General features: G+C 31.3%; 19 protein-coding genes. 17 read left to right on the forward strand and 2 right to left on the reverse strand.

Features of this window, described 5'->3' with window-relative positions; genetic code table 11:
- The first annotated feature begins 54 nt into the window (after positions 1–54).
- The 3 genes from ACJJVO_RS17860 (at position 55) to ACJJVO_RS17870 (ending at position 4,348) form a co-directional block, all read left to right on the forward strand.
- A complete protein-coding gene (locus ACJJVO_RS17860) occupies positions 55–1,785 on the forward strand; it encodes a TonB-dependent receptor (protein ID WP_405576605.1) in 1,731 nt (576 codons plus the stop codon).
- Positions 1,786–1,899: 114 nt separating this feature from the next.
- Positions 1,900–3,528, forward strand: coding sequence for an amidohydrolase (locus tag ACJJVO_RS17865; RefSeq protein WP_405576606.1), 1,629 nt, complete (start codon positions 1,900–1,902; stop codon positions 3,526–3,528).
- A 52-nt stretch (positions 3,529–3,580) separates the two neighbouring features.
- Positions 3,581–4,348 (forward strand): hypothetical protein, encoded by a 768-nt coding sequence (locus ACJJVO_RS17870; protein ID WP_405576608.1) that lies wholly within the window; start codon positions 3,581–3,583, stop codon positions 4,346–4,348.
- On the opposite strand, the gene ACJJVO_RS17875 is transcribed toward ACJJVO_RS17870, so the two are convergent.
- On the reverse strand, positions 4,340–5,044 hold the full coding sequence (locus tag ACJJVO_RS17875) for a class I SAM-dependent methyltransferase (protein WP_405576610.1): 705 nt from the start codon (positions 5,042–5,044) through the stop codon (positions 4,340–4,342). The two genes, ACJJVO_RS17870 and ACJJVO_RS17875, sit on opposite strands and share 9 nt — an antisense overlap.
- A 70-nt stretch (positions 5,045–5,114) precedes the next feature.
- Between ACJJVO_RS17875 and ACJJVO_RS17880 the strand changes: the two genes are divergently transcribed.
- The 6 genes from ACJJVO_RS17880 to ACJJVO_RS17905 all read left to right on the forward strand — a co-directional run bounded on the left by ACJJVO_RS17880 (position 5,115) and on the right by ACJJVO_RS17905 (position 9,312).
- Positions 5,115–5,609, forward strand: a complete 495-nt coding sequence (locus ACJJVO_RS17880) for a YkgJ family cysteine cluster protein (RefSeq protein ID WP_405576612.1) — start codon at positions 5,115–5,117, stop codon at positions 5,607–5,609.
- A gap of 53 nt (positions 5,610–5,662) precedes the next feature.
- Positions 5,663–6,562, forward strand: coding sequence for a hypothetical protein (locus ACJJVO_RS17885; RefSeq protein WP_405576614.1), 900 nt, complete (start codon positions 5,663–5,665; stop codon positions 6,560–6,562).
- A 15-nt stretch (positions 6,563–6,577) separates the two neighbouring features.
- On the forward strand, positions 6,578–7,018 hold the full coding sequence (locus ACJJVO_RS17890; protein ID WP_405576616.1) for a hypothetical protein: 441 nt from the start codon (positions 6,578–6,580) through the stop codon (positions 7,016–7,018).
- A 2-nt stretch (positions 7,019–7,020) separates the two neighbouring features.
- Positions 7,021–7,863 (forward strand): sterol desaturase family protein, encoded by an 843-nt coding sequence (locus ACJJVO_RS17895; protein WP_405576618.1) that lies wholly within the window; start codon positions 7,021–7,023, stop codon positions 7,861–7,863.
- Positions 7,826–8,722, forward strand: a complete 897-nt coding sequence (locus ACJJVO_RS17900; protein WP_405576620.1) for a glycerophosphodiester phosphodiesterase — start codon at positions 7,826–7,828, stop codon at positions 8,720–8,722. Before ACJJVO_RS17895 ends, ACJJVO_RS17900 begins: the two co-directional genes overlap by 38 nt.
- Before the next feature lie 158 nt (positions 8,723–8,880).
- Positions 8,881–9,312: a hypothetical protein gene (locus tag ACJJVO_RS17905; RefSeq protein ID WP_405576622.1), complete on the forward strand. Its 432-nt coding sequence runs from the start codon at positions 8,881–8,883 to the stop codon at positions 9,310–9,312.
- Positions 9,313–9,319: 7 nt separating this feature from the next.
- On the opposite strand, the gene ACJJVO_RS17910 is transcribed toward ACJJVO_RS17905, so the two are convergent.
- On the reverse strand, positions 9,320–10,690 hold the full coding sequence (locus ACJJVO_RS17910; RefSeq protein ID WP_405576624.1) for an exo-beta-N-acetylmuramidase NamZ domain-containing protein: 1,371 nt from the start codon (positions 10,688–10,690) through the stop codon (positions 9,320–9,322).
- 9 nt (positions 10,691–10,699) lie between these two features.
- On the opposite strand from ACJJVO_RS17910, the gene ACJJVO_RS17915 reads away from it, so the two are divergent.
- The 8 genes from ACJJVO_RS17915 (at position 10,700) to ACJJVO_RS17950 (ending at position 18,729) form a co-directional block, all read left to right on the forward strand.
- Positions 10,700–11,932, forward strand: coding sequence for an ABC transporter permease (locus ACJJVO_RS17915; RefSeq protein WP_405576626.1), 1,233 nt, complete (start codon positions 10,700–10,702; stop codon positions 11,930–11,932).
- Positions 11,933–12,078: 146 nt separating this feature from the next.
- Positions 12,079–13,059, forward strand: a complete 981-nt coding sequence (locus ACJJVO_RS17920; protein WP_405576628.1) for a PLP-dependent cysteine synthase family protein — start codon at positions 12,079–12,081, stop codon at positions 13,057–13,059.
- Between the two features lie 97 nt (positions 13,060–13,156).
- Positions 13,157–13,483, forward strand: a complete 327-nt coding sequence (locus ACJJVO_RS17925) for a hypothetical protein (protein ID WP_405576630.1) — start codon at positions 13,157–13,159, stop codon at positions 13,481–13,483.
- A 67-nt stretch (positions 13,484–13,550) separates the two neighbouring features.
- A complete protein-coding gene (locus ACJJVO_RS17930) occupies positions 13,551–14,828 on the forward strand; it encodes a DUF2851 family protein (protein WP_405576632.1) in 1,278 nt (425 codons plus the stop codon).
- A gap of 8 nt (positions 14,829–14,836) precedes the next feature.
- Positions 14,837–15,064, forward strand: a complete 228-nt coding sequence (locus tag ACJJVO_RS17935) for a PspC domain-containing protein (protein ID WP_115816371.1) — start codon at positions 14,837–14,839, stop codon at positions 15,062–15,064.
- 15 nt (positions 15,065–15,079) lie between these two features.
- Positions 15,080–16,102 (forward strand): potassium channel family protein, encoded by a 1,023-nt coding sequence (locus tag ACJJVO_RS17940; RefSeq protein WP_405576634.1) that lies wholly within the window; start codon positions 15,080–15,082, stop codon positions 16,100–16,102.
- Between the two features lie 97 nt (positions 16,103–16,199).
- Positions 16,200–17,825 carry an alanine/glycine:cation symporter family protein gene (locus tag ACJJVO_RS17945; protein WP_405576636.1) on the forward strand — a complete coding sequence of 542 codons (1,626 nt, stop codon included), beginning with the start codon at positions 16,200–16,202 and terminating at the stop codon, positions 17,823–17,825.
- Between the two features lie 16 nt (positions 17,826–17,841).
- Positions 17,842–18,729, forward strand: a complete 888-nt coding sequence (locus ACJJVO_RS17950; protein ID WP_405576638.1) for a ComEA family DNA-binding protein — start codon at positions 17,842–17,844, stop codon at positions 18,727–18,729.
- Positions 18,730–18,733: the final 4 nt, after the last annotated feature.

Below are 18,733 nucleotides of genomic sequence, written 5' to 3' on the forward strand. Positions count from 1 at the left end.
ACGGTTAGGCTTAGCCTGCCGAAGCCAAGTTGAAGTATAAACAAAACATTTAAAATGAAAATCAAATTTTTAATTTTTATTATAACCATATCAAGCAGTATGTCTTTTGTTGTAGCTCAAGAAAAAGATACCATAGCAGATCAAACGGTTAACGTTATAAAGCCATACACACCAACAATTTCTGATGCTTTTAAAGTTAAGGATAATCCTAAATTGAATGATTCTAGCGCAGTTAAGAAAAAGGAAATTAAGTATAATATTTTTTCAATACCTGTAGCATCCACGTTTACACCTGCAAAAGGAAAGGCAGCAACCGTAGATAAAGCTAAAGCTGTGAAATTATACGATAATTATGCATCGCTTGGTGTTGGTAATTATGCTACGCTTTTAGGCGAAGTTTATTTAAATTACGAACTAAGTAAAAGTGAAAATGTTGGTGGTTACTTTAGCCATCATTCATCTCGAGGTGGTATTGATAATTTGTCATTAGATGATTATTTCTCTAAAACCAAATTGAATGCACATTACAGTAAGAGTCAACGCGATTATACATGGAAAGTTGATGGAGGTTTCGATTTGCAAGCCTATAATTGGTATGGTTTACCAGAAGGTGTTTATACTGATACACAAATCGATGTAATTGATTCTAAACATACCTTTAATAGTTTTAATGTTGGAGGAAAAATTAATTTCGATGATGCTATTGTAAAAGATGCTAGCCTTAGGTTTAGACGTTTTGGTGATAATCAAGATTCTGGTGAAAACCGTTTTATGGCTAATAGTAATTTTGAAGTTTCTATACAAGATGCAGATATTGATGCAGAAGTATTTATTGATTATTTAGGAGGAAGTTTCGATTCTACTTATTTAGAAACCCTACCAAAAACATCAATAGATTACGGTAATATTATGTTTGGTTTGGCTCCTTCTTATCAACTTAATCGAGATGATTTAACCATTAATTTAGGTGTAAGATTAACTTACCTTAATGATACAGAGTTAAGCAAAAGTAAATTCTATGTACATCCTAATATTAAGGCGTCATACCGTTTAGTAGACGAGCTTTTAATTGCTTACGCAGGCCTTACAGGTAAAGTGATTCAGAATTCGTATTACGATTTTGCTAATGTGAATCCATTTGTATCACCAACACTTTATGTAAGCCCAACAGACCAACAGTATAAAACTTTTGTAGGTGTAAAAGGGAAACTAACTAGTAATATAAGTTATAATATTACAGGGAATTATGCTTCTGAAAAAGCAAAAGCATTATACAAGTCTAATGAAGCAATAGCTACAGCAACAGAAGACTATCAATTTGGAAACTCGTTTAATGTTGTTTACGATGATGTAACTACATTTTCTATTGCAGGTGAATTAAATGTAGACTTTAATAGAAATTTCACTTTAGGAATTAAAGGAGAGTATTTCGCTTATGGTACAGATGATGAAGCTCAAGCATGGAATTTACCGGATTTAGAAGCCTCATTGTTTTTAGATTATCAGATTTCAGAACAATGGTTTGCTGGTGCAAGTGCTTATTTTGTTGGTGAACGTAAAGACGAAAGAATTGTTGAAATGGTGTTTGATAATGTCGAATTAACAAGAGTAAGTTTAGATAGCTATTTTGACCTTAATGCCCACGTTGGTTATAAAATAAACGACCAATTATCTGTTTTTGCAAAGGCTAATAATATTTTTAATCAAGATTATCAACGCTGGTTAAATTTCCCAGTTCAAGGTATTCAGTTTTTAGCAGGTGCAACGTATCAGTTTGATTTTTAAATAGAATGATCATTACGCACTTAGAGTAGTAATCTGATTAATTTATACTTATATGCAAAAGTGTTCCATTTGGAGCACTTTTCTTATTTTTACAAAGCTTATAAACTAACTATCATGAAATTTAAAACTTACAGACTAACTTCAATTTTAATACTGTTAACCATTTTTTCCTGCCAAAAAGATAAATTACAAGCAGATTTAGTTGTTACAAATGCTAATATATACACTGTTGATAACGACTTCAATAAAGCGGAAGCATTTGCTGTAAAAGATGGTAAAATAATAGCTGTAGGATCAACATCTGAAATTAAGGAGAAATACAAGGCTATTGATACGCTCAATGCTGAAGGAAAAACACTGTTGCCTGGATTTATTGATGCACATTGTCATTTTTTAGGTATGGGACTTATGCAAGAAACGGTAGATTTAGTTGGCACTAAGAGTTTTGAGGAGATGATGAAACGTGTTTTAGATTTTCAGAATACAAAACATAAAAAATTTATATACGGACGCGGTTGGGACCAAAATGACTGGGAAGACAAACAATTTCCAAATAAAAACTTATTAGATAAATTATTTCCTAATACACCTGTTGCTTTATTGCGTATAGATGGCCACGCTATATTAGCAAATCAAGCGGCTTTAGATTTAGGGAAAGTTACCAAAAATTCTAAAATTGATGGTGGTGAAGTCATAGTTGAAAATGGAAAACTAACCGGAGTTTTAATTGATAATGCAGAACAATTGGTAATGAATCATTGGCCACAACCAACAAAAATAGAACAAGCAAAGGCGTTATTAAATGCACAAAAAATTTGTTTCGATTTAGGCTTGACAACCGTTGATGACGCAGGTTTAAGCAAAGATGCTCTTGAGATTATAAATAACCTTCAAGAATCTGGAAAGCTAAAAATGCGTATATACGCAATGGTATCCTATTCTGAAGAGAATTTAGATTACTTTTTAAATAAAGGTATCACTAAAACAGACCGACTCAATGTGCGTTCATTTAAGTTTTATGCAGACGGAGCACTTGGTTCTAGAGGAGCTATGCTTAAAGAACCATATTCTGATAAACCTGGTCATTTAGGATTACTGGTTACTGATTTAGAAACGTTAAAGACATCTGCAGAACGTATTGCTAACTCAGAATTTCAAATGAACACGCATGCTATAGGAGATTCTGCAAACAGAGCCGTTTTAGAAACGTATAATAAAGTTTTAAAAGGTAAAAACGACAGACGTTGGCGTGTAGAACATGCGCAAATTGTCTCTCCTGAAGATTTTGATTTGTATAAAAATATAATGCCATCTATTCAACCAACACATGCAACAAGTGATATGTATTGGGCTGAGGATAGAGTTGGAGCGGAACGTGTAAAAGGCGCTTATGCTTACAAACAATTATTAGAAGCTTATGGAAAAGTAGCTTTAGGTACAGATTTCCCTGTAGAACGCGTTAGTCCTTTTTTAACGTTTTATGCTGCTGTGGCTAGACAAGATTTAGACCAATATCCTGAAGGTGGTTTTCAAATGGAAAATGCATTGAGTAGAGAAGAAGCTCTAAAAGGAATGACTATTTGGGCAGCGTACTCTAATTTTGAAGAAAACGAAAAAGGAAGTATAGAAGTTGGTAAGTTTGCAGATTTCATCATCTTAGATGAAGATATTATGACGGTTGATGCTAAGGAAATACCGAATATTAAAGTGTTAGAGACCGTTGTTGGAGGTGAAATTCAGTAATTGTTTTTTATAATTCATTAGGTTTTGGAATAATATTTGAGCAGTTTTTGATATGAAAAAATACTTACTAATTTCATTTCTATTCGTTTGTTTTAAATCAATAGCTTGCACTTGTATTATGGGAAGTCCCTCTCAAATATACGATGACTATGATTATATTTTTACTGGTAAAGTAACAGATATAAAAGAATATTACCCTGATTCTAAAAGAGTAAAACAAATTAGTTTTTCTATAGAAGAAAATTTTAAGGCTGACATAGATTTTAGCTTAATCAATGTAGATAGACCAGATGGAATGTGCCCAATTCCTTACTTAGTCTTAAATAGTAGTTATATTTTTTATGTCAATAAAGAGGATGGTGTAGTCAACATATCTATTTGTAACCCAACATTGAGGCTTGAAAAAAGTAAGAAAAAATTAGATCGCTATAAATTTTATGTAGAAGAATTACGTTTAATTAAAGAAGCTATATCTGAAAATGAGGAGACTATTGTTTTTGATAATGTTATTAAAAATAGTATTAGCTCTGGAAGACGATTTGCAAGAGGTATCACTAAATATTTAGATGCTAATTTTAAAAAGGAAGATTACAAGAGTGATCTAGGTTTTTATTTAGTTGTTTTTGATGATACGGATTTTAAATCGAATCATTTAATTATTCGCAAAAGTCATGGTGATAAGATAGATGATGCTATAAAAAAGTATATTAAAAGTGAAGAGTTTCTGACTTATCTGGAAAAAATAAAGGTTAAATATAAGAGCTCAGAAAACCTTATGTTGCCCATATTAATTCAAAAACCGTTAAATGATTTAGATTAAGCTTAGCTTCGCTAAATAATCAAAATGCTCACCGTCCATAACGTTTTCACATTTTAATCCAACCGTTAAACAAGCTGTTTTTAAAGTTTCAAAATCGAGATAAAGCCATTTCATAGCGGCTTCTTTTTCGCCTTTGTAAGACAAATAATAGTCTAATTCGCCAGGATAACCTTGGTTGAGGTCTAACCACATACCACCATCTTCATCTTCGTACATATATGAAATGTCTGAAGAGTCTACAAGAATTTGTCCTTCTGGTTGTAATAGCGATTTCAAATGCTTCAAATACATTGAAACTTGAGATAATTCTTGAAAAATCCCAGTACCATTCATCAATAATAAAATAGTGTCAAACGTTTCGGTTTCTTCCAAAAGTGGTTTTAATTCGGCATTTAGAATTCCACGCTTTTTAGCCACTTCAATAGCGCCTTTAGAGTTATCAATAGCTTTTATTTTTAAACCCTTTTCTTGTAACCAAAGTGAATGACTTCCAGAGCCACAACCAACATCTAAAATATGACCTTTAGATAATTGTAGTGCTTTCTGTTCTAGTTTTGGCATTTCAGAATAACCTCTAAATAGGTAGGGAAGAGGTAAGGCATCTTCATCCGAAATATTAGTAGAGGTTATGAGGTCTTCAGAATAATTTCCATTTTGGTAATCTAATAAGGCCTTTCCAAAAATATCTTTAGTCATAGTTTTTGTCTGTTTGAGTGATTTTTGTTTTAATTGAAATTGTATTGAGAACTTTAGTTAAATTTGTTTTATGCAAGACCAGATCAATAACCTTCCAAAGCTCGCCAAAGATAAACATAAGGAGAACAAAACCTTTTTTACAAAGCTAAAAAAGAAACCACCAAAGCAGTTAGACTATTTAATGCAAGAGTTGCACGAAGATGAATTTGAGCGTACCGATTGTTTAAAATGTGCCAACTGTTGTAAAACCACAGGTCCTTTATTTACAGATAAAGATATTCAGCGTATTGCTAAATCTTTTAAAATGAAAGAACAGCAATTTATTGACGCCTATTTGCATTTGGATGAAGAAAATGATTATGTACTGCAAGCTGTACCTTGTACTTTTTTAGGAGCAGATAATTATTGTTCTATTTATGATGTGCGCCCAAAAGCGTGTAGAGAATTTCCGCATACAGATCGAAAAAAATTTCAACAAATATCTAATTTAACCTTAAAGAATGTTGCTATTTGTCCTGCAGCTTACAATATTGTAGAAGAAATGAAGAAGAGAATCCAATTGTAACAGGTTTAATGTTTTCGGAATAATTTTTGATGTTAACACGATTAAAAAATACCATGGAAAAACGAATTATTATATCGCTATTGTTTTTTTTTACGATCAGTTTATCACATGCTCAAGCATGGATGACGAACTTGGAAATCGCGCAAAGTTTAGCTTCGGTGCAAAATAAAATGGTTTTAATGGTGTGGGAAGAAACAACAAAATACCCTTACCCTGTATTTATAAATAGCGAAAATGGCAAAACAATTTTTATAAATAACTTATTCGAAGATGAATTGGTCAGTCCTATAATTTGGAAAAATTTTGTGCCTGTAATTGTAAGTGAAGATGAATATGCGGATTTATATTTAAAAATTAAGGGTAAGCGTTCACAAAAATATATAGATAAGTTTAATGATGATTCTATTAAAATACTAGATATAAATGGTAATATATTAAATACATCTTATAGCTCACTTGATTATGAGAATATTACAACAATGATTCAGGAGTACGCATTAAATACCGAATTTATTGCAGTAGAATTAATGAGTTATAAGCAAAAGCAAGACTTTTATTCGGCTTATTATTTAGCTTCAAAATATATAGATTATTCCATGTATATGAAAGAAAGTGTTAGGCAAGAAGTTATTGATTTAGCAAATATCTATTTAAGTGAAGCTGCTGGTTTTGTTGAAACAGAAAAAAATGAAGATCAACTTTTATTACAGCAACGCGTAAAGCTTTTAAAAATTCAGGAAGATTTAATTACCAAACGTCCCAAAAAAGTATTGAGACAATTAAAACGAATAAATACTGAAGATGTAGAGACTAATAACCAAGCTTTCGTTGCTTTTTTATATTATACAGCTTATGAGATTTTAAATGACAAAACTAATGCTGAACAATGGAAGTCTAAGATTTCTTCAGTAAATTTGAAGAAAGCGGAGTTAATTATTAATCTTAATTCTTAGAAATAGTTTTAGTTTATGAAAAAAGTAATAGGACTATTATTAGTCGTTTTTATATTTAGCTGTTCAGATGATGATAGTTCTACAAGTCTCGATTTAAATTTATTATATGGTCAATGGTATGAAGTAGGTTTGTGTCAAGAACAAAATAGTTTGTTGTTAAATTCAGACGGAACTTATGAAAGTTTTAGTTCAGGAGCAATAGATTGTAATAATCCAGAGCCTGATACCTATAAATTTACAGGCACATATACAATTAATGGTAATTTCTATAACAGCAATGTGCTTACAAGTGAAATCGTAATCGACGGCACAAATCTCAGTGTTTTTGATTTTGAAAACCCTAATCTTAAAAGAGAAATATTAGAGCTTAGTGAGACTTCTTTGGTTATTAAAAGCTATATAGATAATGGTGATAACCATAACCAATTACTCGGAGAAGTAACATACGAACATTAAATATGGAAAACATTATTAATTACTTTGAAACTATTCCTTCATTACACAGAAGTCTTATTTTAGTTGGTGGACTTACATTTTTTTGGTTATTAGAAGGAGGTTTACCATTATTTAAGTTTAAATATAAAAAATGGCAACACGCTATTCCTAATCTGTTCTTTACATTAACTACGATTGTTATAAATTTTGCTTTAGCATTTGTACTTTTAAATTCTGCAGATTGGGTAAAAGCCAATGATTTTGGAATTATAAACTGGTTACCGCAAATGCCATTATGGTTATATGTATTTCTAGGTTTATTATTTTTAGATTTTTTTGGAGCCTATTTAGCACATTATGTGGAGCACAAAGTAAAGCCACTTTGGATGGTGCATTTAGTGCATCATACAGATCATAAAGTAGATACGACTACTGCAAATAGACATCATCCAATAGAAAGTTTTATTAGGTTTGGGTTTACGTTACTAGGTGTTTTTGTAGTTGGTACACCAATAGCTTTAGTGATGATGTACCAAGCCATGTCTTTAATATTTACGCAGTTTACTCATGCAAATATTAAATTACCAAAAGGCTTAGATAAAGCCTTAAGCTATTTTATTGTATCGCCAGACATGCACAAAACGCATCATCATTATAGGTTACCATATACAGATTCTAACTATGGAAATATTTTTAGTATTTGGGATCGTATTTTGGGAACTTACAGGTATATGGATCGTGAGAAGTTGATTTATGGAGTTGATGTTTTTCCCGATGAAGCTAAGAACAGTAATATTAAACATTTACTTAAACAACCTTTTCTGAATTATGAAAAATCAACACTTTCAGCAGAAATTGAAAATTAGTACAATCGCATTTTTAATTCTATTATGTATGAGCTGTAATACCAATTCAAAACAAATAGATATACAAGGACATAGAGGTTGTAGAGGATTGTTACCAGAAAATTCATTGCCAGCTTTTGAAAAGGCAATAGAATTAGGTGTGCATACTTTAGAGCTAGATATTGTGATCTCAAAAGATAATAAGGTAGTTGTATCTCATGAGCCTTTTATGAATCCTTTAATTTGTTTAGATATTAATGGTGACGTTATTCCAGATTCACTTGAGACAAACCTTAATTTGTACCAAATGAATTATGAAGAGATAAAGCAATTTGATTGTGGTTCAAAACTTCATCCTATTTATCCAAATCAAGAAAAATTAAAAACATACAAGCCATTATTATCTGAAGTATTTGATTTGGTGAAAACAAAAAAATCAGATGTTAAGTTTAATATTGAAATTAAATCTGAACCCAATTATTATGGCATTTTTACACCTTATCCTAAAGATTACGTCACCTTAGTTTTAGATGAAATAAAAAAACAAGAAATGCTTCATCGTGTAAATCTACAATCTTTTGATTTGCAAATTCTTGAACAAATAAAAAAGCAATCTCCAACAATGCAAGTCGCTTTACTTGTAGAAGATAATGAAACTATTGAGGAGAAACTGAAAGCTTTGTCTTACCAACCGGAGATCATAAGTCCATATTTTAAATTACTAACATCAACATCTGTTAAAGCCTATCAGGCAAAAGGTTTTAAAATTATTCCATGGACAATTAATAACGAAGAAGATATGAAAGAAATGATATCATGGAACGTTGATGGTATTATTACAGATTATCCCAATCGATTGATTGAGCTATTAAAGCTATAATTTTCTTACATTTTTTTAAAATAATGCAGTTCGTCGAATATTTGTGGTAGATAATGTAAATTATAGGTTGTATCATCTTAAAACCACTTATGTTTAAACGGATTAATTAATTATTGTTGGGTATACACTTGCTATGTGTAACTTAAAATTGTCTTGTTTTGAAAAATTTAATCCGCTTCTGCATTATCATTATCCTATCCATTTTATTGGGTTTTACACTTCATGCACAAGAGCAATATGCTAAGTTAGAGAAAAACCGAAATATTCAGGCTCAAGGATTAATCCATCAATTAAATAAAACGAGTGATACTTTAATTCTTAAAAGTGATAAAATAATTCATTCGCTTTATACAATCAATCAAAATTACACACGCGAACTAGATGTTGAAATTGATTCTACTGCTTATAAATTACCATTAAATAAACTATCTAAAGGAAAGCATGTGTTTGTTGCTAGGCAAGCACCAATGAAAATAGTATTTGTTGTAAGAATTTTAAAGGAGATTCCAAAGCAACATCCAGAGTCATATAGAACGAAAGCTTTGGTTACTATTGAGCAATTAAATCCTGTAGTCCTAAAAGATAAATAGCGTACGCTTAGTTGTAAATCAAATACTGCTTTCGTTTATCTTTAAAAGCCTCTAAATCGGTTTTCCAACTTGCTTTAATTTCCGCTTCGCTTAAACCAGCTTCAATCTGTTTTTGCAATGTTGCGGTGCCTGCATGCGTAGTGAAATTAGATGTGTTAAACACTTTAGTCTTATCAGTTGCATGGTTATAGGCATCCATAATATATTTCAAGGTAAAATGACGCTCAGCGCTAACCTTTGATAAATCTTCTCCATAGCAAATTTCATTTTCATGTTTTGGGTATTTAGATCCAAAATTGGCAACAGGTGTATAATTAAAAGCGTAATAATTCTTATCTAAAAACGGTGCGCCATAACGTTGAAACTGAAATTCAGTACCTCTACCAGCATTAATATTAGTGCCTTCAAACAAACCCAAACTAGGATATAATACAATAGATTGGTCGTTTGGTAAATTAGGAGAAGGTCTAATGGCTAAGTTGTAAGTGCTATTGTGATTGTAATTTTGTATTTCAATAACAGTAATATTGCAAGTGATTCCATTATTTAGCCATGCTTCACCATTTATCATTTGTGCATATTCGCCAATAGTCATCCCATGAACCAAAGGAATAGGATGCATACCTAAAAAACTACTGTGTTTTTTTTCTAAAACAGGACCATCAACATAATTACCATTTGGATTTGGCCGATCTAAAATTAAAAGCGGAATATTTTGTTCAGCGCAAGCCTCCATAACATAATGTAAGGTGGAAATGTAGGTGTAAAAGCGCACACCAACATCTTGTATATCAAAAACCACAATATCTACATCTTCAAGCTGTGCTTTGGTAGGTTTTTTATGTTTTCCATGTAGTGAGTAGATAGCTAAACCTGTTTTGGTGTCTTTGCCATCTTTTACTAATTCACCAGCATCTGCAGTACCTCTAAATCCATGTTCTGGGGCAAATACTTTTGTAATATCTACATTTCTAATTAAAAGAGAATCTACAAGATGTGAATAAGGTTTGTTTGGATACGTACTTTTATCTTCAGTGAAATGAAAACGATTTAATTCATTATAATATGCTTTTTTAAAAATCACAGACGTTTGGTTAGCAACAACACCAACACGTTTTCCTTTTAGTAGTGGTAAATATGACTCTGTTTTATTAGCGCCAACTAAAATTAATTTTTCTTTTTCAATTTCTGTACTGAGACTTAATGAGTCAATGTGTTGGTTTTCAGAAATTGTATGTAAATCATTACTATTTTTGTCTTCTACAAGTTGAGAATTGTCTGCTTTTGATTTCATTTGATTTCCACAAGAAAATGTAAGCAAGGATATCCCAATAATTATCGAGAATAAAACTGTATTTTTGAAAACCTTTAAAAGCATATATTAGGTTTGAATTTCGAGTTATTTATAGCTAAACGTATAATTGGCAATAAAACGTATAAAAGTAGTGTTTCGGCACCAATAATTAAAATTGGTATCGCAGCAATTGCTATTGGCATTATTGTAATGCTTATTGCAATCGCAACAGGTTTAGGATTGCAGCAGAAAATTAGAGATAAAGTTGTGGCATTCAACGGTCATATTGAAATCACTAATTACGATACAAATGCGTCAGATGAATCTCAAGTTCCAATTTCAATAAACCAAGATTTTTATCCTAATTTTAAGGATGTAGAAGGTGTAGAACACATTCAAGCTGTAGCTACAAAATTTGCGGTGATTAGAACCGAAACGGATTTTGAAGGCGTGGTTGTAAAAGGTGTTGGAGCTGATTATAATTGGGATTATTTTAAAGGGTTTTTAATAAAAGGAAGACTTCCAGATTATGCAAAAGCGCAAAACGAGGAAGTTTTGATTTCTGAATATCTATCCAAAAGACTAGGCTTTAAAGTAGGCGATAAGTTTCAAACCCTATTTACAGAACAATTAGATAGACTACCAAGAATCATGAATTTTGAAATTGTAGGTATTTACAATTCTGGTTTTCAAGAACTCGATGAAAAATTTTTAATAGCCGATTTAAGGCATTTGCAACGACTTAATAAGTGGGAATCTAACCAAATAGGCAGTTTTGAGGTCTTTATTGATGATTTTTCTCAAATTGAAGAAAAGACTGTTGAGGTTTATAAATCGATTCCATCTTTAATGAATGCGACTTCAATTACACAAAAATACTACACCATCTTTGAGTGGATTAAAATTTTTGATAACAATACTTACGGTATTATTGCCATAATGATAATTGTTGCAGGTATTAATATGATTACCGCATTATTGGTTTTAATCTTAGAACGTACTAGTATGATTGGTATCTTAAAAGCATTAGGTAGCTCTAACTGGACCATCAGAAAAGTATTTCTTTACAATGCTTCTTATTTAGTTGGGTTGGGATTACTTTGGGGAAATATTATAGGTTTAGGTTTATTGTTTGCACAGAAATATTTTGAGCTATTTCCATTAAATCCAGATACATATTATGTAAGTACGGCTCCTGTTTATATCAGTTGGGAATATATTGTAATTCTTAACCTTGGTACATTTATAGCATGTTTATTAATGCTATTAATTCCTTCTGTAATTATTTCTAAGATTTCGCCAGTTAAAGCGATTAGATTTGATTAATAATGACTTCTTAGTGCTTGAGCCTAAGCCAATAGATGCTTTCAACTATTAATGCTTTTGGCCAGAGGCAATAGACCATTATTATAACCTTTTTAACTTTATACTTCTAACTTTTCACTTATTTTTGCATCCTTGAAAAAACAATTATGGAATACGTAGAAAATATATTAGGCACAATAGGGAATACACCATTAGTAAAAATGAACAAACTAGTGGAAGACTTACCATGTCTAGTACTTGCAAAATACGAAACTTTTAATCCAGGAAACTCTGTAAAAGACAGAATGGCTTTACAGATGATTGAAGATGCTGAAGCAGATGGTCGTTTAAAACCAGGAGGAACCATAATTGAAGGTACTTCAGGAAATACAGGTATGGGATTGGCTTTGGCAGCAATTGTAAAAGGTTACAAATGTATTTTTGTAATGGCAGATAAGCAGTCTAAAGAAAAAGTGGATATTATGCGTGCTGTAGGTGCAGAAGTTATTGTTTGCCCAACAGCAGTAGAGCCAGACGATCCAAGGAGTTATTATTCCGTCTCAAAACGTTTAGGTGAAGAAACACCTAATTCTTGGTACGTGAATCAATACGATAATCCAAGTAATACTAAAGCACATTACGAAAGTACAGGTCCAGAAATCTGGAAACAAACCGATGGTAAAATCACACACTTTGTAGTTGGTGTTGGTACAGGTGGAACTATCTCTGGTGTTGGAAAATACCTAAAAGAACAAAATCCAAATATTAAAGTTTGGGGAGTTGATACGTATGGTTCTGTATTTAAAAAATATCACGAAACAGGTATCTTTGATGAAAAAGAAATCTACCCTTATGTAACAGAAGGCATCGGTGAAGATATTTTACCAAAAAATGTAGATTTTAGTATTATTGATGGTTTTACTAAAGTTACAGATAAAGATGCTTGTGTTTATACGCAACGTTTAGCTAAAGAAGAAGGCATGTTTTTAGGGAACTCAGCAGGATCAGCAATAAAAGGTGTATTGCAATTAAAAGAACATTTTAAACCAGATGATGTGGTTGTGGTTTTGTTTCATGATCATGGCAGTCGTTATGTTGGTAAAATGTTTAATGACGATTGGATGCGTAAAATGGGATATATTGATTAGAGTTTGCTGCTAAAAAAGTAATCTTATTATTAATGATGTAGGTCATTTGAGAAGTGGGTGCTAAAAATTACCTTAGAGTATTAAAAATTAATGCTTTATGGGAACTTCTAAAATTAAATTACACAAAAAAATCTATTGGGTTTTAATCATTTTATCCATAGTTATTGATTATATCTTTTATAGTGTTATAGAAGATCAGTTTTCTTTATTCTTTCTTGTTTGTTTTTCTGGTATACCTTTCTTGTTATTTGCAACAGGATGCTTTGGGTTGTTATGGCCAAAAATTAAACCAGAAGGAGATGATGAAGTTTATATTAGCCATTCTTTAATAATAGGCTTCCTTTTTATCATTATGTTTTTTATCCATGTTTGGATTATTTTACCAAGTATTTGTCCAGAATTTGGGACGCTTTTAGGGGTTTAAAACTTATGATTATTAGTAATTTAAAATTTACTTATGTTTTTTAACCTATAAATTTTATTTTAGCTAAATGCAAGAAGACTTCCTTCACTACATCTGGAAACATAAAGCCTTCGATTCCTTATTGTTAAAAACAACAAAAGACGAAACTATTAGCATTGCTAATTTAGGACAGCATAATTATAATGCTGGTCCAGATTTCTTTAATGCACAATTAAGTATTGCAGATCAGCTTTGGGCTGGTAACGTTGAGATTCATATTAAATCTTCGGATTGGTATATACATAATCATGAAGTCGATAAAGCCTACGATAATGTAATTTTACATGTGGTTTGGGAACACGATACCGAAATCTTTAGAAAAGATAACTCTGAAATTCCAACTCTAGAACTCAAACACTATGTAGATAAAAATTTAATCTACAAATATGAAAAACTGATGCATTCTAAATCTTGGATCAATTGTGAATCTAATTTCTCAGAGGTTAATGATTTTCTACTTAGTAATTGGTTAGAAAGACTTTATATAGAACGATTAGAAAGAAAATCTGAAATTATTGAGCAATTGCTAAAAGATTCTAATAACGATTGGGAAGCGGTTTTGTTTAAGATGTTATTAAAGAATTTTGGACTTAAAGTAAACGGTGAATCGTTTTTTAGTTTGGCAAATTCAATAGATTTTGCCATAATCAGAAAATTGCAAAACGATGTTTTAGATTTGGAAGCCTTACTTTTTGGTCAGTCAGGATTGTTGTTAGATGAAAATATTGAAGACCGTTATTTTATAGATTTAAAAAATCGCTATGGATTTTTAAAACAAAAATTCAAATTAGAAAATCAAGGCGTATTACCACTACAATTTTTTAGATTGAGACCACCAAACTTTCCAACCGTTCGATTGTCTCAATTTGCAAACTTATATAGTTTAGAGCAGAATTTGTTTTCAAAAGTGATGCAATTTAATACGTTAGATGAGTTTTATTCGTTTTTTAATAAGGGAGTTACAACGTTTTGGACATCACATTATACGTTTGCTAAAACTTCAAAAGTGTTTAAAAAAACCTTAACCAAATCCTTTATAGATTTACTAATCATTAATACGCTAATTCCATTAAAATTCGCTTACGCTAAATCTCAAGGGAAGACTATTGAGGATAATGTGTTTAAGCTTTTAAAAGAAATTAAGATAGAGAATAATAGTATAGTTGCTAAATTTTTGAATTTAAAAGTAATAGAGAAAAATGCATTTAGTTCACAGGCTTTATTACAATTAAAACAAGATTATTGCGATAAAAATAAGTGTCTTCAATGTGCTATTGGTAATAGTTTAATTGTGAAAAATAAGTAAATTGCAGCATGAAATGGTTCTACAACTTATTATTGTATTTTCAAAAAAGAGGGTATTATGTGTGTCAGCGTATTGCAGACCGCTTAGGTATTAGAGCTAAAATTGTGAGAACAACATTTATGTATCTTACTTTTGTAACCGTAGGTTTTGGTTTTGCACTATATTTGTTTTTGGCGTTTTGGATGCGAATTAAAGATATAGTTTACACAAAACGTTCTTCTGTTTTCGACTTATAATTACATTGTTATTATATGGATAATCCGCTTTTAAGACTTTATAGATCTAAGATTTACACAGCTGTAATGATGTTAGTGTTTTTGCTGGGTATTGGCGTTTTGGGGTATAGGTTTATTTCCGGTTTTGAGTGGTTAGATGCACTATACATGACTGTAATAACGATAACTACAGTCGGTTTTGCAGAAGTAAATCCTTTAGACGCACAATCTAAAGTTTTTACAATATTTTTAATATTGGCGAGTGTAGTTATTGTGGGTTATGCTCTTTCAATCATCACCGAATTTATATTAAATAGAAATAATATAGAAGATATAAAACAACGTAAGATGCAGAAGAAAATTGATGCTATGACTAATCACATCATTATTTGTGGTTATGGACGTAACGGTAAACAAGCGGCAAAAAAGTTAAGTGATTACGGAAAACCTTTTGTGATTATTGAACGAAATAAAGACATTATTGAAAAATTTCAAGACGATGATATTATCTTTATTGAAGGAAATGCTAACGAGGATGAAATACTTTTTTCTGCAGGTATCGCTAAAGCAAGTACACTAATTTGTGCTTTACCAAATGACGCAGATAATTTATTTGTGGTTTTATCAGCTAGGCAGATTAATTCAAACTTGACTATAATTAGTCGAGCTTCTGAGGAGACTTCGTATAATAAGTTAAAATTGGCTGGTGCTAATAATGTTATTTTACCAGATAGAATAGGAGGAGATCATATGGCATCTTTAGTGGTAATTCCAGATTTGGTAGAGTTCATAGATAATTTAGGAATTGTTGGAGAACGTAATATCAATATTGAAGAAGTTAAAGTAGAACAACTTTATAATATTAATGAAGTTAAAACCATAAGAGACTTAGATTTACGAAGAAAAACAGGTTGTACTGTTATAGGTTTTAAAGATGATAATGGAGATTATATTATAAATCCAGAGGCAGAAACAAAATTGATTCCAGGGTCTAAAATTATCGTTTTAGGTCGGCCAGAACAGATTATAAAACTAAATTCTAAATACAATATTGTATAAAATTACGGCTGTTTTATAGGTTGAGACTTTATTGGTTCAGTTTTTTTTTGCATCTTGTCATCTTATAAATTAAAAAAACTAACTAATCACTACACGCATGAAGAAGTATCTTCTATCAATTCTTACACTTTTATTACCACTATTAAACTTTGCTCAAGAAACAACTTCCGAAAAAATTGATACTATTTTTAAGGATTATACAGGTTGGTTTGTTGATGCTATTTTCTATGAAATTCCATTTTCAGAATCATACAAAATTCCATGGGTACTAATTGTATTAATATGTGGTGCCTTGTTTTTTACCATTTATTTTAAATTTATAAATGTTACTGGTTTTAGAATGGCTATTAGAGTTGTTAAAGGACAGTATGAAGATATTGAAAAACATGGAGCAGACACTTTATATGGTGATAATACTGCAAATGAAGGTGAAAACATAATTGAAACCATGAGAGATGATGGTGCAGACGGAGAAGTTTCGCATTTTCAGGCTTTAACAGCAGCTTTATCTGCAACTGTAGGTTTAGGGAATATAGCAGGTGTTGCTGTAGCCTTATCAATTGGTGGACCTGGTGCAACATTTTGGATGATTATTGCAGGATTACTAGGAATGGCTTCAAAATTTGCAGAATGTACTCTTGGTGTAAAATATAGAGATGTTGGTGATGATGGTACCGTTTATGGTGGTCCAATGTACTACTTAACCAAAGGTTTAAAAGCCAAAGGTATGGGTGGCTTTGGTAAAGTACTAGCTGTATTATTTGCCATATTTGTAATAGGAGGTTCTTTTGGCGGTGGAAACATGTTCCAAGCTAATCAGGCTGCTGCACAATTTGTTAAAGTATTCGATTTAGATCCGGCTTCTAATGCAGGTCTTTATTTTGGTTTAGTTATGGCTGCTCTTGTGGCAGTTGTAATTATTGGTGGAATTAAGCGTATTGCTAAAGTAACTGAAAAAGTAGTGCCATTTATGGCAGGTATATATGTGTTAGCTTCTTTGATAATTCTAGGAGCTAATTTTAGTCTAATTGATGATGCATTTGCATTGATTTATGAAGGTGCTTTCTCTGGATTAGGAATAGCAGGTGGACTTGTAGGTGTAATGATTCAAGGTATTAGAAGAGGAGCATTTTCTAACGAAGCAGGTGTTGGTTCTGCGGCAATTGCACACTCTGCCGTTCGTACCAAATACCCAGCATCAGAGGGTATTGTTGCGCTTTTAGAGCCTTTCGTTGATACTGTTGTTATCTGTACAATGACCGCATTGGTTATTGTAATCACTAATTTTGATGGTGGTTTTATGGAATATGGTGTTGAAATTAAAGAAGGTGTTGAAATTACAGCTACTGCTTTTGATTCTGTGATTCCACATTTCTCAATAGTACTTACTATTGCAGTAATATTATTTGCATTCTCAACGATGATTTCTTGGTCTTATTATGGTATGCAAGGTTGGGTATTTTTATTCGGAAAAGGGAAAGTTTCAGATTTAGCTTATAAAATATTATTCTTATTCTTTGTGGTTGTTGGTGCATCAATAAGTTTAGGTGCTGTAATTAATTTCTCTGATGCCATGATTTTTGCTATGGTAGTGCCTAATATTATAGGTGTAGTGATTTTATCTCCAGTTATTAAAATGGAATTGAATAAGTATTACAAAGCTATCAATGTTAAGAAGGATGCAATTGAAGATGGTGCAGATGATTTAAATGAAATTTTATAAAGTAAAATTATAACGTATGAAATCCCATTTCTTGTTTACTAATCAACAAAGGAATGGGATTTTTTTATTGTTGGCAGTAATCGTAATTTTTCAATGTGTATATTGGTTTATGCCTAATATTCTCACAAGTACAACTGAGGATATACCTGAAAACGAAAGTAAACTAGAAACGTTTAGAAAAGAAGTAGATTCATTACGTCTGGTTGAAATAGAAAATAGGAAACCAAAAATTTATCCTTTCAACCCAAATTATATAACAGATTATAAAGGTTATACTTTAGGAATGACAAATGAAGAAATTGATAGACTTCATAAATTTAGAGAAAGTAACCAATGGGTTAATTCCGCTAAAGATTTTCAAAAAATCACCAAAGTTTCAGATTCATTTTTAGATATAATTTCACCTTATTTTAAATTCCCAGATTGGGTAACAAATCCTAAGCCAAAGGCTAAAACTTACAGTAATTCATATTCAAATTCTTCATCACCAAAATTGTATAATCAGAAGGTAGACCTAAATTTAGCAACAGCAAGTCAGTTAAAAAAGGTGTATGGTGTTGGAGAAAAATTATCTGAACGGATAATAAAATATCGAAACAAGTATAAAGGAGGGTTTATTTCAGATGTTCAACTTAGTGAAATTTATGGGTTATCTCCAGAAGTTATAGAGCGTATTAAAAATGATTTCACAGTAAAAACACCAAGAGCAATTAAAACCTTTAATCTTAATACGGCAACTAGGGATGAGTTGGTCACCATTCAATTTGTTGATTACGAAGTAGCTCATAATATTATTGAAGAACGAAGCCTAAGAGACGGCTTTAAATCTATAGAAGAGTTAATGAAAGTTGAAGATTTCCCCATCAAAAAATTCGATATAATTAAGTTATATTTGTACTTATAACAAA

The sequence above is a fragment of the Winogradskyella sp. Asnod2-B02-A genome (assembly GCF_045063645.1).
In the GTDB taxonomy this organism is placed as follows: Bacteria; Bacteroidota; Bacteroidia; order Flavobacteriales; family Flavobacteriaceae; genus Winogradskyella.

What these genes read in the sequence shown, in the direction of transcription:
- ACJJVO_RS17895 (WP_405576618.1), top strand. Translation starts at nt 7,021, where the DNA reads ATGGAAAACATTATTAATTACTTTGAAACTATTCCTTCATTACACAGA.
- ACJJVO_RS17925 (WP_405576630.1), top strand. Translation starts at nt 13,157, where the DNA reads ATGGGAACTTCTAAAATTAAATTACACAAAAAAATCTATTGGGTTTTA.
- ACJJVO_RS17950 (WP_405576638.1), top strand. Translation starts at nt 17,842, where the DNA reads ATGAAATCCCATTTCTTGTTTACTAATCAACAAAGGAATGGGATTTTT.
- ACJJVO_RS17875 (WP_405576610.1), bottom strand. Translation starts at nt 5,044, where the DNA reads ATGACTAAAGATATTTTTGGAAAGGCCTTATTAGATTACCAAAATGGA.
- ACJJVO_RS17945 (WP_405576636.1), top strand. Translation starts at nt 16,200, where the DNA reads ATGAAGAAGTATCTTCTATCAATTCTTACACTTTTATTACCACTATTA.
- ACJJVO_RS17870 (WP_405576608.1), top strand. Translation starts at nt 3,581, where the DNA reads ATGAAAAAATACTTACTAATTTCATTTCTATTCGTTTGTTTTAAATCA.
- ACJJVO_RS17910 (WP_405576624.1), bottom strand. Translation starts at nt 10,690, where the DNA reads ATGCTTTTAAAGGTTTTCAAAAATACAGTTTTATTCTCGATAATTATT.
- ACJJVO_RS17930 (WP_405576632.1), top strand. Translation starts at nt 13,551, where the DNA reads ATGCAAGAAGACTTCCTTCACTACATCTGGAAACATAAAGCCTTCGAT.
- ACJJVO_RS17860 (WP_405576605.1), top strand. Translation starts at nt 55, where the DNA reads ATGAAAATCAAATTTTTAATTTTTATTATAACCATATCAAGCAGTATG.
- ACJJVO_RS17900 (WP_405576620.1), top strand. Translation starts at nt 7,826, where the DNA reads ATGAAAAATCAACACTTTCAGCAGAAATTGAAAATTAGTACAATCGCA.
- ACJJVO_RS17890 (WP_405576616.1), top strand. Translation starts at nt 6,578, where the DNA reads ATGAAAAAAGTAATAGGACTATTATTAGTCGTTTTTATATTTAGCTGT.
- ACJJVO_RS17880 (WP_405576612.1), top strand. Translation starts at nt 5,115, where the DNA reads ATGCAAGACCAGATCAATAACCTTCCAAAGCTCGCCAAAGATAAACAT.
- ACJJVO_RS17885 (WP_405576614.1), top strand. Translation starts at nt 5,663, where the DNA reads ATGGAAAAACGAATTATTATATCGCTATTGTTTTTTTTTACGATCAGT.
- ACJJVO_RS17935 (WP_115816371.1), top strand. Translation starts at nt 14,837, where the DNA reads ATGAAATGGTTCTACAACTTATTATTGTATTTTCAAAAAAGAGGGTAT.
- ACJJVO_RS17865 (WP_405576606.1), top strand. Translation starts at nt 1,900, where the DNA reads ATGAAATTTAAAACTTACAGACTAACTTCAATTTTAATACTGTTAACC.
- ACJJVO_RS17940 (WP_405576634.1), top strand. Translation starts at nt 15,080, where the DNA reads ATGGATAATCCGCTTTTAAGACTTTATAGATCTAAGATTTACACAGCT.
- ACJJVO_RS17920 (WP_405576628.1), top strand. Translation starts at nt 12,079, where the DNA reads ATGGAATACGTAGAAAATATATTAGGCACAATAGGGAATACACCATTA.